The sequence below is a fragment of the Paenibacillus sp. RC73 genome, from assembly GCF_044908085.1.
Lineage (GTDB): Bacteria > Bacillota > Bacilli > Paenibacillales > Paenibacillaceae > Paenibacillus > Paenibacillus terrae_A.
The window spans coordinates 608,418-621,640 of sequence record NZ_JBIYCV010000001.1; the positions used below are offsets into that span (position 1 = coordinate 608,418).

Annotated in this window: 12 protein-coding genes; 2 read left to right on the plus strand and 10 right to left on the minus strand. The window is 44.5% G+C overall.

The features are described from left to right. Positions 1-223 precede the first annotated feature (223 nt). Complete coding sequence (locus ABH897_RS02845) at positions 224-1,354, plus strand: phosphodiester glycosidase family protein (protein ID WP_283655417.1); 1,131 nt, start codon at positions 224-226, stop codon at positions 1,352-1,354. Between the two features lie 188 nt (positions 1,355-1,542). Here the strand turns inward: ABH897_RS02845 and ABH897_RS02850 are convergent, their stop codons facing one another. The 3 genes from ABH897_RS02850 to ABH897_RS02860 all read right to left on the minus strand — a co-directional run bounded on the left by ABH897_RS02850 (position 1,543) and on the right by ABH897_RS02860 (position 2,654). Continuing rightward, positions 1,543-1,725 carry a DUF6386 family protein gene (locus tag ABH897_RS02850; protein WP_404591147.1) on the minus strand — a complete coding sequence of 61 codons (183 nt, stop codon included), beginning with the start codon at positions 1,723-1,725 and terminating at the stop codon, positions 1,543-1,545. Positions 1,726-1,956: 231 nt separating this feature from the next. Then, positions 1,957-2,061: a hypothetical protein gene (locus ABH897_RS02855; RefSeq protein WP_014280781.1), complete on the minus strand. Its 105-nt coding sequence runs from the start codon at positions 2,059-2,061 to the stop codon at positions 1,957-1,959. A 119-nt stretch (positions 2,062-2,180) separates the two neighbouring features. Further along, entirely contained in the window at positions 2,181-2,654 is a 474-nt protein-coding gene (locus tag ABH897_RS02860) for a hypothetical protein (protein WP_283655415.1), read from the minus strand. A gap of 145 nt (positions 2,655-2,799) precedes the next feature. On the opposite strand from ABH897_RS02860, the gene ABH897_RS02865 reads away from it, so the two are divergent. Next, positions 2,800-3,144, plus strand: coding sequence for a helix-turn-helix domain-containing protein (locus tag ABH897_RS02865; protein WP_044647110.1), 345 nt, complete (start codon positions 2,800-2,802; stop codon positions 3,142-3,144). A gap of 142 nt (positions 3,145-3,286) precedes the next feature. On the opposite strand, the gene tkt is transcribed toward ABH897_RS02865, so the two are convergent. The 7 genes from tkt to ABH897_RS02900 all read right to left on the minus strand — a co-directional run bounded on the left by tkt (position 3,287) and on the right by ABH897_RS02900 (position 13,187). Further along, positions 3,287-5,299 carry a transketolase gene (gene tkt / locus ABH897_RS02870; RefSeq protein WP_283655414.1) on the minus strand — a complete coding sequence of 671 codons (2,013 nt, stop codon included), beginning with the start codon at positions 5,297-5,299 and terminating at the stop codon, positions 3,287-3,289. A 55-nt stretch (positions 5,300-5,354) separates the two neighbouring features. Continuing rightward, positions 5,355-6,713: a PTS ascorbate transporter subunit IIC gene (locus ABH897_RS02875; RefSeq protein ID WP_283655413.1), complete on the minus strand. Its 1,359-nt coding sequence runs from the start codon at positions 6,711-6,713 to the stop codon at positions 5,355-5,357. Between the two features lie 15 nt (positions 6,714-6,728). Next, complete coding sequence (locus ABH897_RS02880; RefSeq protein ID WP_044647107.1) at positions 6,729-7,010, minus strand: PTS sugar transporter subunit IIB; 282 nt, start codon at positions 7,008-7,010, stop codon at positions 6,729-6,731. Continuing rightward, the gene (locus ABH897_RS02885; RefSeq protein ID WP_283655412.1) at positions 7,007-9,052 is read right to left on the minus strand and encodes a BglG family transcription antiterminator; all 2,046 of its coding nucleotides are present in this window, start codon (positions 9,050-9,052) and stop codon (positions 7,007-7,009) included. Before ABH897_RS02885 ends, ABH897_RS02880 begins: the two co-directional genes overlap by 4 nt. A 415-nt stretch (positions 9,053-9,467) precedes the next feature. Beyond that, positions 9,468-10,607: a 5-methyltetrahydropteroyltriglutamate--homocysteine S-methyltransferase gene (locus ABH897_RS02890; RefSeq protein WP_283655411.1), complete on the minus strand. Its 1,140-nt coding sequence runs from the start codon at positions 10,605-10,607 to the stop codon at positions 9,468-9,470. A gap of 123 nt (positions 10,608-10,730) precedes the next feature. Beyond that, positions 10,731-11,633: a LysR family transcriptional regulator gene (locus tag ABH897_RS02895; protein WP_283655410.1), complete on the minus strand. Its 903-nt coding sequence runs from the start codon at positions 11,631-11,633 to the stop codon at positions 10,731-10,733. Positions 11,634-11,777: 144 nt separating this feature from the next. Beyond that, entirely contained in the window at positions 11,778-13,187 is a 1,410-nt protein-coding gene (locus ABH897_RS02900) for a glycoside hydrolase family 1 protein (protein ID WP_283655409.1), read from the minus strand. Between the last annotated feature and the right edge of the window lie 36 nt (positions 13,188-13,223).

The following is a 13,223-nucleotide window of genomic DNA, read 5'->3' on the forward strand; positions in this document are numbered from 1 at the left end:
TCAGAACTGCATCATATGCCATTACACATTCTTCCAAGCTCAGCTTAACAGATTTTGCTTTTATCATCATTTTCAAAATATTCGTATTACCAGCGCAGTGGCTCATGGTTACGCCAGATGATCCAGCGCCCTGTCTCGCACATACATTTACAACTTATAAAATCCGATATAAGTACAAGCACCTCGTAAAGTGTCAAGACTACATAAGGAGATTGATCTATTCATGAAAAGAATCACCGTACTTGTTATCCTGTCCCTGCTAATCCTTGTAACCCCGATCTACGCTGCTGCACCAGCGCCCATGCTGGTCTATGTGGATCAGAATAACCACTCCTTCATCCCGCTTCGCCTCCTGAACAGCTATGAAGGGATCACCATCAACATGACGGCAACGGACAAAAAAATTGAAATTGCCCAAGGCGATACCCGGCTCACCTTATTTGCAGGACAGTCTACGGCTAAAGTTAATGATCAAACAATCCGTATGCAAAAGGCTCCTTTTACCGATAATGGTTCCACCTACGTTCCCTTGCAGTTCATCAGCCAGCACCTAAACCTGCAAGTCTCATGGCAAAAGGAAACCTCATCGGTACATATCAAGCAGGGCACAACGTCTGTCAGGCTTCCGGTATTCACGGGCAAGCTACCTAGCAGCACCACACCGATCCAGACGGCTCACAAAAGCTTCAAGGTCGGATCACGCACCTACTCCGCTAAGGTGGTCACCATCTCCATGCTTCATCCCAAGGTGAATCTGGATGTGGCGCTGGCAGGCAATACCATCGGCAAAGTGGAGAACTTAAGCGGTCTCGCCAAACGCAATCAAGCGGTTGTAGCCATCAACGGCACCTACTTTGACGCCTATACCAAAAGCTCATACAAAACGCCTTACGGCTATCTGGTCAGCCACGGGAATTTGTTGAAAAAAAGCTCTGGCGACCAACGAACCGTCTTTACCTACGATGCTAACCATCTGGCCGAACTGGTTTCGGGTCCTGCCTTTGAACAGCGGTTAAGCGAAGGCAACGTCGAAGGCGCCCTACAAGCCGGACCTCGTCTGGTGACGAACGGAAAGGTTTCCCTGAATGTCAAAGCTGAAGGCTTCAAGGACCCTAAAATATTAACAGGCGGCGGGGCCCGCAGTGCACTCGGGATTACACGGGATCATAAGCTAATCCTCCTGACCACAGGCGGAGCCACTATTCCACAGCTTGCTCAAATCATGAAGCAGGCAGGCGCTTATCAGGCCATGAATTTGGATGGCGGTGCTTCCAGTGGGCTGTATTACAACGGTTCCTATCTCACCACACCCGGCCGCCAAATCAGCAATGCGATTATTATAAAATATCAATAGACGGGTTAAGGGCTGTCTTCACGGATGTGTAAGCCGTGGGGATGGCCTTTTCCATTTTCATAAGCTCAGGTTTCCACCTGTTCAGGGTTTCCGCATATTCAAGCGGCTTGTCAGGGTCGTTACAGGGTTCATCCTGTATTTACAATCGGATCAGACTTGTAAGCTATTGCTGCCTTCGCTGCACTGTATTAAAGAAAGGTAAATAGATTAAATAAAGCCACATTCCCCTGGTTCAACTCGCCCAGTTCGTCCTCTTCGATGGACCACCAATCCGGCTCATCGTCCAAACGATACTTAAGTGCTTCTGTATCAAATACGCAAAGGGTCGCCGTATCTGTCGTGAATTGAAATGGACTGCTTGCTACGTTCATTGTGTAGTCCTCCTGATTTTGGTCAACGAATCTCCATTTTTTTCGCGTATTCTGCGTATCCATGTATGTCACATTTCTAAGGTAAATTTTCCCTGTATATAAAGTATAGCAATGCTTGCAGGGACAGACAACATGCTTAGGTTAGCATCCGTTCTACACACAAAAAAAGCCTTCCCTCACTATATAGTGAAAGAAGGCTGCTTTGTGAATTTAAGCGATGCTAACCTGCTGTTAGATCAGAAAAGATTTAGTGATAATCACCAGCAAAATAAACAATACCAGAATTGCGCCTGTGGATGTCCATGCTCCACCGCCACCGTAACCAACTTCACCCATGTCTGAATCCCTCCTTGCTTTAAAGCATACTCTTATCGTATGAAGAAAAACGGTTTACGACAGGGCGCATTGGCAACGTTTATTTGGCAAGCGAGTTTATTTTGACAGGATAGGACTTCTTAGAAAATGGACTGATACGTTTCGGATGGATCGGTAATCACACGGGGGGACAACTGGCACAGAATGTCGTCGGTTCTGCGCAGCAGTCTGCCCACATCCTTGTTCTTCATCTTTCGAAGGAGCGGGGTTTCTAACTGGGATGACAGAAATTGAGTGGTGCCGTTAAAAACAACAACATCCAATCCCGGGTTGGTGTCGGTATGTAATAAGTGCAGCAGGTCAGTCATGCTCAGGAAATCTGGAGGGCAAAGGGTATTGTTTTCCTTCATATATAGGGCTTTCAGCATGGAAGTCAAAGCCCAGTCGCACAGGATAATGCAGCATTGGAGCTGGTTGTGCTTTTGCAGGATTTTGGCTAGTTTCATGTGGTATTGGGCTAGGGTGTAAAAATCGGTTATTGAATGATGTAAGTGTTGTGCGCGTCTGGATGGCTGGGTATGACTTCGGTTAAGGGTAGAAGGATCTTTTTTCATATCTATTCCTCCAGAGAATTTCAATATTAGTCTTATTATATCCTGAAATAATACTTATAGATATCATTAATATTTATTGTATTCATCATTCAATGTTTTCCTTTAGATATCTTGTCTACACTTTTAGAATAGTGAGGTGTAGACGATGGAAGATAAAGAAGTTCTCAAATTAGTGGGTGCCAGAATACGTGCTTTGCGAAAAGAAAAGGGCTTGTCTCAGGAATCGCTTGGAGAAAAAGGCGGATTTCATTTTTCATACATAGGGCAGATTGAACGTGGGGAAAAGAACGTATCCTTATTAAATATAGCTAAAATTGCAAATGCACTGGATGTTAATTTGATTCAGCTTTTTGCTTATGTAAATGAGGAAATTAAGGTTACAAAGCATGAAGCCGAACTAAATGAAATACTAACATTGCTTAGAAAGTCAAACCCTCAAAAAATTAAGCTAGCGAAAAATATTGTTAAAGAGATTTTAAACAATGAATAATGACACGCACACATATGTGGTTCAGTTACATCGTGTAGAAACATATCAAAAAAGCCGCTCATCAGATTGATCTAATGAACGACTTTTTTTGCGTAACTGCTTAGTAGCGTGTTTGCGCCTTTTCAGTGTTTCTAATTTCTTATCATTTCCTTAATTCAGCAAGTACCTCTTTCGCTAAAGCAACGATATTGGCTGCGTTAAAGCCAAAGGCTTCTACAACTTCGGTTCCTTTACCGGATGCGCCAAAACGATCAATGGCTAACATCTTTCCGTCCAGTCCGATATAGCGTTCCCAGCCAAAGCTTGCCCCCATTTCAATGCCGACGCGGGCACGTATTGCTTTGGGCAAGACTCTTTCTTTGTAAGCTTCGTTCTGCTGATCAAAAGCAGATGTGTTCGGCAAGCTTACGACAGATGCTGAAATGCCTTCGTTTTCCAAGATACTCTGTGCTTCGACAGCCAGCTTCACCTCTGAACCACTTGCGATTAACAGCAAATCTGGTACTTCTTTGGAAGCAGGCGCTAAAACATATCCGCCTTTTTTCACACCTTCCAACGCCTTTTCAGAGCTGCCTGCAAGGATCGGCAGAGCCTGACGTGTAAGGACAAGTGCTGTCGGTGTTGAAACTGATGAGATCGCCATATGCCAGGCAGCGATCACTTCATTGCCGTCTGCGGGACGGATTACATTTAAATTCGGCATCGCACGCAATCCTGCCAGTTGCTCGATCGGCTCATGGGTAGGTCCGTCTTCTCCTACGATAATGGAGTCATGGGTTAGTACGTAAATCACCGGAAGTTGCTGAATGGCCGCCAAGCGTATAGCTGCTTTTAAATAATCGGAAAATACAAAGAAAGTTCCTCCATAAATCTTTAACCCACCGTGCAGTGCTATGCCATTCATTTCAGCTGCCATCGCAAATTCACGTACACCAAACCAAATGTTACGTGCTGCTGGGGCTGATTTAGAAAAACGTTCATCTCCTGCAATTAATGTCTTATTGGAGCTCGCTAAGTCAGCTGAACCTCCAAAGAAATAAGGGACCTGCTGTGCAATCAAGTTCAAGATGTCGCTGCCGGTATCTCGTCCTGCTTTACTTGAGCTTGCTTCGTAATCAGCCAATGGTTTTTCCCAATCTACGGGCAGTATATTGGTAAAGCTGTCATGAAACTGTTTAGCCAGTTCTGGATAACTTTCCGTATAATTCACCATTAGAGCCTGCCATTCAGCCTCGGCTTTGGCACCACGAACTGCTACTTTTTCACGAAAAAGGGTATATACTTCCTCTGATACGGTAAAAGCCGGTAGTTCCCATTGATAGCTCAATTTTGCCGCAGCCGTTCCTGCTTCTCCCAGAGGTGAACCATGAACTTTATGCGTACCGGCATGCGGTGAGCCATACCCGATCACAGTCTTCACTTCAATAATTGTAGGTTGTGTATGATTTTCTCGTGCCAAGTCAATCGCTGCAGTAATCTCGGTAAGATCATTACCCTCTGTAACCAGGATATGTTGCCACCCACTGGACTCAAACCGCTGTTTTATATTTTCTGAGAAAGAGTGACTCAGTTCTCCATCCAGCGATATGTCATTGGAATCGTATAGCATGATTAATTTATCCAATTGCTCATGGCCGGCATGAGAGATCGCTTCATTAGCCACGCCCTCCATTAAATCACCATCTCCGCACAGACAATACGTGTAGTGATCCACAATCGGAAAGGACTCCTTATTATATAAACCTGCTAAATGCCGTTCTGCCAATGCCATGCCAACAGCCATCGCCACCCCTTGTCCCAAGGGTCCCGTCGTCGCTTCCACACCGTCGGTGTGTCCGACTTCTGGATGCCCGGGCGTTCGGGAACCTAGCTGCCGGAATTTCTTCAAATCGTCAATCATCACATCAAAACCGGATAAGTGAAGCAGACTGTAAAGGAGCATGGATCCATGGCCAGCAGACAGAACGAACCGATCCCGATTTTCCCATCGCGAATTTTTGGGATTTACAAGTAATGCCTGTGACCAAAGAGCATAAGCCATAGGTGCTGCACCTAAAGGTAATCCGGGATGCCCGGAGTTTGCTTCATCAATCGCGTCTAAAGATAATGCTCGGATGGCCATAACGGCTTGAAGGTCTTGCTGGTTAAATCTCATAAAGTTTGTCCTCTCTTCCTGATCCTCGTTTTTTTATAGTGTTCATTTGTATTGTTTATTGCGCACTGCTTTTCGGCTTTTTCAGGCTTACCAAAATCATAATGAGCAGCACCAAACCGATCCCGATCATCGTTATCGTTTTTCCACCCATCTGGTTTAGCCCGCTCAAGAACACCCCCACTACACCGAAGTCGGAATCGGAGAAGGTTGCGTTGGCTAACCCGAGATCCCCTAATACAGGTATTAATAGAATTGGCATGAAACTGATGAGCACTCCGTTCACAAATGCGCCTAAAATGGCGCCACGCACACCGCCCATGGTATTTCCAAACACTCCTGCTGCTGCTCCTGTGAAGAAGTGCGGGACAACCCCAGGTAAAATAACAATCCCGCCGGATAAAACCAGAATGAGCATGCTGACAATCCCCCCCACAAAACTGGAGAAAAAGCCTATCAGTACCGCGTTCGGAGCATAGGTATAAACAATAGGGACATCCAGCGCCGGTTTGGAATTCGGTACAATTTTCGAGGAAATCCCTTTAAATGCCGGTACAATTTCAGCCAAGACCAGACGTACACCCGACAAGATGATAAATACGCCTGCAGAAAACAACCCTGCCTGAAGTAGCGCAAATAAAATATAGTTTTTCCCGTTACTCAAGTGACTTTCGACATAAGCCGGACCTGCAAAAAGGGCTACAATGATGTAGAAGACCGCCATCGTTAACGCAATACTGACCGTACTGTCCCGCAGAAAGCCGAGTCCTTTAGGGAAATTGATTTGTTCAGTGGATACAATGTCTTTCTTGCCTTTCACTGCCATACCTACCAGCCCGCCAATAGCAAAGCCGACCGCGCCAGAATGCCCCAAAGCCACATTGTCATTGCCCGTTAATTTACGGACAAATGGCTGCACAACGGCCGGAGAAAGCGACATGAAAATACCTACAGTCAGCGCTCCAAAAAGGATAAGGGAGACGGATGTGAAACCACTCACTGATAAAATGATAGCAATCATACATGACATATATAGCGTAATATGACCTGTTAAAAAAATGTACTTAAATCGTGTAAAACGAGCAATCAGCAGGTTCACAATCATACCGAAAAACATAATCAGTGCGGTGGAGGAACCATACTTACTCACGGCAAGAGCCACAATAGCTTCATTATTTGGAACGATACCGCTTACATGAAACGCTGCTTTAAACATATCGCCAAAAGGTGCAAGAGCTTGCTGCAAAACACCTGCGCCTGCGCTGATGACAAGAAATCCTACAAACGTTTTGGTCGTTCCCTTCAGGATATCCGAGAGATTTTTCCGCTGAGCCAGCAACCCTACCAAAGCAATCAACGCAACTAGCACAGACGGCTCACTCAAAACGTTAATCAGTATATTCAAAGCTTTATTCATATGGGCCAATTCTCCTTACAATAGATTTTTATCTTGTAAGACTGCTGTTAGTTTTGTGCGTAATTCCTCGAGATCGATAATGTTTTCCAGAACGACCACATCACCCAGGCTCGCTCCGCCTTCAGCAATGTCTCTGGCAAGAAAAAACACATCTGCGCTCCCAGGCGTAGCGGAACCCAGATCGGAATGATCTACTTCCACACCCTCTACGCCCATCTCATTCAATAGCTGCTTAATATTCATTTCCACCATAAAGCTTGTTCCCAAACCAGAACCACAAACTGTTAAAATTTTCATTTTTTATCGTCTCCTTTTTTTTGCATCATGGCTATAATTTCGTCCGCTGTTGTAGCTTCTTTCAAACGGTTTAACGAATCGTCGTTGACCAGAAACGAAGTCAATTCCGTCAGCGCCTTTAAGTGCAACTTATTGTCAATCGCCGCTAGGCAAATAAACATATCAATCGCATGCTCCGGCTGATCAAGCAACAACACCGGTTTTTTCACTCGCAACAGCGACATTCCCAATTTCTGCACACCTTGTTCCGGCCTTGCATGTGGGATAGCAATTCCTTTGCCGACATGAATAAAAGCACCGATTTCCAAAACTCTGTTAATCATTGCCTGTGTGTAGTCAGGTGTAATATAGTTCTGTTCCTCTAATGGTTTGGCTGCTAGTTGAATCGCTTCCTTCCAATCCAGGGGAGCATCCGTGAATCGAATTTTATCTACAGTTAAAAGCTCGGACAACATAGGGGAATGACTCCTTTCAATTGAACGCATCTGTCGTAAATGATTTGTTAAATCTGTATAAAGTGCTTTTTCGCTTTTAATCGTGGCATGTTTCCGTATGGTAGCCATTAATTCATCTATGGGCACCGCAGAAGGTACGGGCAGATCAAAATCAGCAGCAACAGCTTGTTGCAAATAATCTTCTTCTAATACGGTTAATAATGGGCGAGTCAAGTAAACAGGTTTGGATGATTCCAAATAAATAGTAGAAAAAATCATGTCATAGCTATCCGGAGATATCTGTTTTAATTCCGCAACCGAATGTGATTCCGTAAAATGCACGCCCGGAAATAGCTGACACAATTGCGTCCGTAACATCATGGAGGAACTGATCCCGTTTGGACATACAATTGTAGCACGGTATACTTTAGGTTCAGGTTCTAATCTGCGGACATGCCCCCCGAACAAAATGGTAAAGTATCCAACCTCTTCATCCGAGATCCACTCCCCTGTAAAATCAGACAATGGCTTCAACGCTTGCTTGACCAGTTTGAACAGGGCATCATGTTCTGCTTTGATAGTGTCAATTAAAGGATTAGATAAAGGCACTTCACACATAATCCTAAAGTAAGCCGGTACCAAATGCTTGTACAAGATCGATTGCAAAATAGGTTTTTCTTTAAAGGGTACTAGGGTCAGGCGTTCTACTTCCCTGATAATTTCGTCAGATACATAACTCAGCTCTTCACTGGGATAAATATGGGGCACGCCCTGCGTAGCTGACAATAATTGAATCGTTAGATATACGATCTCCATCTCATGCACTTCATTAAACAAATAAGCGGATAATTTCTTGCCCATCAGAAAGAGTGGTTGTTGTTGTATTAACTCTGTTTGCTTAACGGGCAAAAACAGTGCATTACGCCCATAGCGGAATTGCAGAAACAACAGCTCATAAATAAGTTGATCCAGCCTGTTGCCCACAAAGACGACCTGATACTCATGAGCCATATCGGTTAATTGCTGCTTGATCGTTGTACTTGCATCTTCATATTTCCAACTATCCATCACCTGCTTGATACCCGGGCGTCCCATCGGCAGCTGTGATAGTGTCCCAATACATACCGATGCAAATCGCCGCTTGTGACGCTCTTCTCCCTCCAATTTAAAACCGTCCGTTCGGTTATAATCTAATTTGACACCTTCTCCCTGACAAAGCGCACGTAGCTTTTTGACATCTGCCAAGGCCGTATTCCTGCTTACCTGGAGCAAAGACTGATAATGAACGATCGAAATCGGCTCCCGCCGGATATACGTGTATAAATAAATCAAATACAGTCGTTCATTCTCTTGAAAAACCAGTTGCTTGCGACCAAGTGATAATTCCTCATTTTTCCAGTGTTTCTTAACTCTTTCGTCAATCTTAAACCCCATTTCAATTACTTCAATCTTCGGTAAATCCAACTCAATTAGTCCGTCATTTAATTTATTCAGCGTATATTCAAACTGTCGAGGCGATAAATTCAATTGAAGTCTCAACTCCGGAATTGACAACTTCGGATAGTTAACCATCTGAGTTAGCAATTGCAATGACTTGTGGTCAAACATCTTATGAGCCTCCTTGTGCTTATTATAAATGAAAATTATGAGCCATATCATAGCTGTTGAATCCAATCTTTGTTGTGATGTTGGCAGGTGTATTGGACTGAAATGTCATCCTTTACTTACATGCGAAAGGCAAGAGGCTCCTGTAAAATCAATAGTGTGACTTGTAGAGGGGAAGACAATAATTCTACAAAACAGGTATGCCCTCTACAGGGTGCGCTCAAACGCAAGAAATAAATGGGGATAAAGATTATACACCAAGTCATGTGCTATCTGAGCGGAATAAAACTATGGGAATATTAATTAAGAAATGAAGCTAAGTCACACGCCAAAATAAAAAACACGCCCCATGTGGCGTGTTTTTTATGATAACGGAGCTTTAGTTTAAAGAACCTACCCAATCAATTCCTCTAACCCCTTACTTCCAAATCTCGTCCGCAATCTCTTTAATAAAGGCAAGCTTCTTCCACTGCTGCTCTTCCGTCAGGATATTGCCCTCTTCTGTAGAAGCAAAGCCGCATTGTGGGCTGAGGCAGATGTGGTTGATGTCGACGAATTGAGTTGCTTCTTTAATACGGTTAATGACCGTCTGCTTGTCTTCCAGCTCACCTGTTTTCGAGGAAACGAGGCCCAGGACGATCTGCTGCTGGCCTTTCAGATGCTTCAGCGGTGTGAAATCACCTGCACGGTCGGTATCGAATTCGAGGTAGTAACCGTCGATGTTGTCGATGCCGAACAGGGTTTCGGCAACAGGCTCGTAGCCGCCGGAGGATGCCCAGGTGGAATGGTAGTTACCACGGCATACGTGGGTTGTAACGATCAAATCGGCTGGAAGATCATTTACGGTTTCCTGATTCACGCGGGCGAACAGCTTTTTGGTATCTTCCACATTCTCACCCGCATGCTGTCTGGCTTCCCAATAGTTTTTATCGCAGAGCATGCCCCATGTGCAATCATCCAATTGCAAGCTGCGGCAGCCCTCATTGTACAACGCTTGAATCACGGATTTGTAAGCTTTGGCGATATCCGTCACCAGCTCGTCCAGATTGCTGTAATAGGTATCGGTTGTTTCTTTATTCTCTCCACGCAGCAGCTCGGCCAGGAACTGTGCTGGTGCCGGAATGGTTTGACGTGCAATCGCATCCTCACCTGCTACTTGCTTCAAGAATTTGAAGTCTTCAATGAAAGGGTGAAGGGAGTGACCGATTTTACCAGTCAAGCGTGCGGTTTCCGCTCTTGTTTCCACGCCTTGGAATTGGTAACCGTTCGAAAGCTCTACCTTTTCCACGCCATCCAGACCCCACATAAAATCAAGATGCCACCAAGAGCGTCTGAATTCACCATCTGTCACAGCTTTAAGTCCTACGGATTTTTGCTTTTCCACCAGCTTGATAATTTCGTTGTCTTCAATCTTTCTCAGTTCGTCCGCAGAAATTTCGTTATTTTGAAATTGAATTCTGGCATCTTTAATCGCTTGCGGACGCAGAAAGCTGCCGACCATATCATGTCTGAAAGGGGTCACTTTTCGTTGGGATGCATTGTCAAGGATGCTGCTCATTAGGGTTATCTCCTTTTTCGCTTCTGTAGTGAAGTTCTTGTAAGAAAGATAACACACATTTTCAGTTATAATGTAACTCCAATAAACTATAGCTAGTTATAGCCTAAAGCTATACCAAACCTTTTACTCGCCTATCGCCTCATGCAGCGCTTCTACATAGACGGAGGCTAGCTTGGAGAGCGAAGCATTTTTATGACAAATCCAGCCCACATTAATAGACTCCTCACATTCCAAAGGTACGGAAATAATCTCGTTACCGTTCAAATCCGCACTGATCACCCCGGTAGAAATGGTATACCCGTTCAGGCCAATCAGCAGATTGAAAAGGGTCGCCCGGTCATTGACACGAATGCTTTTGGGATGCGACAACGTGCTAAGAATTTCCTCGGAGAAGTGAAAGGAATTGTACTCCCCTTGTTCAAAGGACAGATACGGATAAGGATGAAGCTGATCAATGGTCACAATGGACTGTCGGGATAACGGATTATTGGTGCTGATAAAAATATGCGGCTTGGCGATAAACAGGCTGTTAAATTGCAGGTTCGCATCTTTTAGCAGCTTGTTAATGACCTTGGCGTTAAATTCGTTCAGATATAAAATTCCGATTTCGCTGCGCAAGCTTTTGACATCCTGTATGATTTCATGGGTTTTCGTCTCCCGCAAAGCCAGCTCATACTCATCCTGTCCATATTGATTCACCAGATTCACAAATGCATTTACGGCAAAAGCATAATGCTGCGTGGATACGGAAAAATGCTGCGGTGAAGGCTTGGCATCCAGATAGCGACTTTCCAGCAGCTCCGCCTGTTCGACGACCTGACGCGCATAACCGAGAAACTCCACACCCTCCTTGGACAAAGAAATACCTTTATTGGTACGATCAAAAATCGTGATATGAATCTCTTCCTCCAGATCCCGAATGGCGTTCGACAGACTGGGCTGGGAAATAAACAACCGCTTTGCCGCCTCATTCATGGAGCCGCGATTGGCAACCTCGATGACATATTTTAATTGTTGTAAGGTCAATGCATGATGTCCTTTCCGTTTGTGTTTCTTCTATTATATAACACATGATAACACTGCTGTTTAAGAAACCCCTAAACCCAAAATAGCACCTCCTCAAAATGGTAACATCCATTTCAGGGAGGTGCTCTTGCACTGTTGCTTTAATTAACGGACTTCACCATTGGTAGCGATCAGTTTTTGGTACCAATAGAAGCTTTGTTTACGAATACGGCGCAAATCTTTGAGATCAAACTCTTCACGATCAACATAGATAAACCCGTAACGCTTACTGGAGCCCTGATGGGTACTAACAAGATCAATCGCAGACCATGGACAGAAGCCGAATACTTCTACGCCATCTGTAATTGCCAGTTGAATCTGATCAATATGTTTTTTGAAAAAGTCAATCCGATAAGGATCATTCACTACATCGCCTTCTTCAAGCTTGTCAAAAGCGCCCAAACCATTCTCCGTCACGATGAGAGGCAAATGGTAGCGGGAATAAATTTGACGCAGCGTGGATCTAAAACCGACCGGGTCAATCTCCCAGCCAAACTCCGTCGTTTGCAGATTAGGATTCACCGAGCCTCTGTATGCTCCTGGCTCACCCACAATCTCATGCTGATCTCCTGTATGTGAAAAATCATTTCCGTCATCCAAGCTTTCTCCTACGGTTTGAGAGGTGTAATAATTAAAGGCGATAAAGTCTGGATTTCCCTTCGCTAATATGTCCATATCGCCCTCTTCAATGACAGGCTCATATCCTTTTTCGACCAAATAGCTCCAGGCAATGTGATTGTATCGACCAAATACCGCCATATCCAGATAGAGCCAGTTGCGGATGGCTGCATAGTTGTCAGCCGCCAGCGTATCTTCCGGCTTGGAACTCGCTGGATAAATGACCCCAATATTCGGCGCTGGTCCGATTTTCGCGTCAGGCAGCATCTCATGGCACAACACCATCGCTTTCGCCTGCGCTACTAACATATGATGATTTTGTTGGTAAAGTACCTTTTGCGGATTTTCCAGGCTTGTATCTAAAGTTCCGATGGAGCCGGGATGGAGAATCAGCATATTTTGCTCATTGATGGTTAACCAATATTTCACCCTGTCTCCAAAGTTCTCATACAATGTTTTGGCATACTGCTCGAAAGCGTCAATCGTCTCCCTCTTCGACCATCCGCCTTGTTTTTCAAGAGCATAAGGCAGATCAAAATGATACATAGTAACAATCGGTTCAATACCATATTTAATGAGTTCGTCAATTAATGAGCTGTAAAACGCGATTCCCTTCTGATTAACTTCACCTACGCCCTGTGGATAAATACGTGTCCAGGCAATAGAGAAACGATACGCTTTAAAGCCCATTTCAGCCATCAAAGCTACGTCTTCTTTGAACATATGGTAATGATCACTGGTTACCTTAAAATCAGTGACCCCTTCGACGTGATTAGCCATGTCAATGACAGAGGGTCCTTTTCCATCTTCGTCCCATGCACCCTCTACTTGATAAGCGGAAGTTGAACCTCCCCAGAAAAAATCTTCGGGAAATGCCTTCAATTGGTCATGTTTCATGATATAGTCCCTCCAGTTATAGTTATATCCTTCTGA